This window comes from Streptomyces sp. NPDC057253 (assembly GCF_042669125.1).
Classification (GTDB): Bacteria; Actinomycetota; Actinomycetes; order Streptomycetales; family Streptomycetaceae; genus Streptomyces.
Window position 1 is genome coordinate 1 of the sequence record NZ_JBHUXV010000287.1, and the last position, 2,616, is coordinate 2,616.

Annotated in this window: 2 protein-coding genes; both read right to left on the reverse strand. The window is 69.2% G+C overall.

Translation table 11 applies throughout. The features are described from left to right. Position 1: 1 nt before the first annotated feature. Complete coding sequence (ptsP, locus tag ACFULQ_RS48985; RefSeq protein WP_383558311.1) at positions 2–1,672, reverse strand: phosphoenolpyruvate--protein phosphotransferase; 1,671 nt, start codon at positions 1,670–1,672, stop codon at positions 2–4. Positions 1,673–1,754: 82 nt separating this feature from the next. Beyond that, a complete protein-coding gene (locus tag ACFULQ_RS48990) occupies positions 1,755–2,204 on the reverse strand; it encodes a PTS glucose transporter subunit IIA (RefSeq protein WP_383558315.1) in 450 nt (149 codons plus the stop codon). Between the last annotated feature and the right edge of the window lie 412 nt (positions 2,205–2,616).

Genomic DNA, 2,616 nt, shown 5'->3' on the forward strand with positions numbered 1-2,616 from the left:
ACTACTCGCCGGACAGCACCGCCTGAGCGGCCGCGCGCGCCTCCTCGGCGCTGTCCGCAGCCCGCGCGGCCGCCGCCGCCCGCTCGCACTGGGCCAGCGTGTACTTCGCAAGCGTCGAGCGCACGTAAGGGAGGGAAGCGGCACCCATGGAAAGAGAGGTGACCCCGAGACCGGTCAGCACACATGCGAGCAGCGGGTCGGACGCGGCCTCGCCGCAGACGCCACAGCTCTTGCCCTCGGCCTTGGCCGCCTCCGCGGACAGGGCGACCAGGTCGAGCAGCGCGGGCTGCCACGGGTCCTGGAGCCGGGACACCGCACCCACCTGACGGTCGGCAGCGAACGTGTACTGCGCGAGGTCATTGGTCCCCAGCGACAGGAACTCGACCTCCTGGAGGATCGACCGCGCCCGCAGCGCCGCCGAGGGGATCTCCACCATCGCGCCGAACTTCGCCCGCAGCCCCGCCTCCCGGCAGGCATCGGCGAACGCCTTGGCGTCGGCGCGGTCAGCCACCATCGGGGCCATGACCTCGAGGTACACCGGCAGCCCTTCGGCAGCCTTCGCCAGCGCCGTCAGCTGGGTGCGCAACACGTCGGGGTGGTCGAGCAGCGTCCGCAGCCCCCGCACGCCCAACGCCGGGTTCGGCTCGTCGGACGGCGTCAGGAAGTCCAGCGGCTTGTCCGCGCCCGCGTCCAGCACACGAACGACGACCCGCCCCTCAGGGAATGCCTCCAGCACCTGCCGGTACGCCTCGACCTGCTTCTCCTCGGTCGGCGCGTTCTTGCTGTCGTCGAGGAAGAGGAACTCGGTACGGAACAGACCCACACCCTCGGCCCCCGCCTCGACCGCGGCGGGCACGTCCGCCGGGCCGCCCACGTTGGCGAGCAGCGGCACCTTGTGACCGTCGGCGGTCGCACCGGGACCGGTGGACGCGGCGAGCGCGGCCTTCCGCTCGGCGGCAGCGGCCTCCAACTCGGCCTTCTTCTCGTCGCTCGGGTTCACGAAGATGTCGCCGGTACTGCCGTCGACGGCGATGACCGTGCCCTCCGCGAGCTCACCGGCACCCGGCAGCGCCACGACGGCCGGCACCCCGAGCGCCCGCGCCAGAATCGCACTGTGACTGGTCGGCCCGCCCTCCTCGGTGACGAAGCCCAGCACGAGCGTCGGGTCCAGCAGAGCCGTGTCGGCGGGCGCCAGATCACGCGCCACCAGGACATACGGCTCATCACTGTCCGGGACACCCGGCATGGGCACCCCGAGAAGACGAGCGACGATACGATTCCGCACGTCGTCGAGGTCCGCGACCCGACCGGCGAGGTACTCACCGGCACCGGCCAGCAGCTCGCGGTACGCGGCGAACGCGTCGTACACGGCACGCTCGGCCGTGCTGCCGACCGCGATACGCCGGTCCACATCGGCCATCAGCTCAGGGTCCTGGGCCATCATGGCCTGGGCCTCGAGCACCGCCTGGGCTTCGCCTCCCGCCAGGTTGCCGCGCGCCATCAGGTCGGCCGCCACAGCCTCCACGGCCTTGCGGGCACGCCCCTGTTCGCGCTCCGCGTCCTCAGCCGGTATCTGCTTGGCAGGCGGTTCCAGCACCGCCGTTCCCATATGCCGAACCTCGCCGATCGCCACACCGTGGCTCACGCCGACGCCTCGCAGCGTTGTCTCCATCTCACCCGTCTCCGATAGTGCGGCGGGTCCCGCCGCCGCGATGGTTGTCGTGCCTACTTGCCGTCCTACGACGGCACTGACGTCACTTCCAGAGGAAGAGACTGTCGCCGGCCTTCACGTCGCCGCTGTCACGGAGCTCGGAGAGAGCCTCGGCCGTGGCCTCCAGTGCCACGACGGGGCACACAGCGGACTTGCCCGCGGCCTCGACGGCAGCCGGGTTCCACCGCACGACGGCCTGGCCGCGTGTGACGGTGTCACCCTTGTTCACCAACAGCTCGAAGCCCTCGCCGTTGAGCTGCACGGTGTCGATGCCGAGGTGCACGAGCACGCCGTGCCCCGTTTCGTCCACGACGACGAACGCGTGCGGGTGGAGGGAGACGATCACTCCGTCCACGGGCGCGACGGCCTCGGACGGTTCCCGTACGGGGTCGATCGCCGTGCCCGGGCCGACCATGGCCCCGGAGAAGACCGGATCAGGCACTGCGGCCAATCCGATGGCGCGTCCTGCAAGCGGGGACGTCACGGTGGTCATGGGAAGCCTCCCAGGGGTGGAGCTGCGTATATGGGCCGTCACTGCCTGTCTCGGACGGCTCTGTCCAGCAGCGTATGTCAGATGAAGTGAGGGTTCCGCACGGAAGATACCGGCTGGTGGTCTAGACCACCAGTCCCCTGGATTTGCACGGCCTTCGAGGCCCCGTGTACAGTCGTACTCCTGCTTGAGGCTGAGCGACGCGATCAAGTGTCCTTGCCTGGCAGCAACCAAACTTGTCAGACCCTATCTCGATCAACTTCTGCATGCCCGCAGGACGGTGGTCAGGGAGACGGAAAAACGCTGATAGAGTTTGGAACACCGAAGGGAAGCCCGGAGGAAAGCCCGAGAGGGTGAGTACAAAGGAAGCGTCCGTTCCTTGAGAACTCAACAGCGTGCCAAAAATCAACGCCAG

What these genes read in the sequence shown, in the direction of transcription:
- ptsP (WP_383558311.1), bottom strand. Translation starts at nt 1,672, where the DNA reads ATGGAGACAACGCTGCGAGGCGTCGGCGTGAGCCACGGTGTGGCGATC.
- ACFULQ_RS48990 (WP_383558315.1), bottom strand. Translation starts at nt 2,204, where the DNA reads ATGACCACCGTGACGTCCCCGCTTGCAGGACGCGCCATCGGATTGGCC.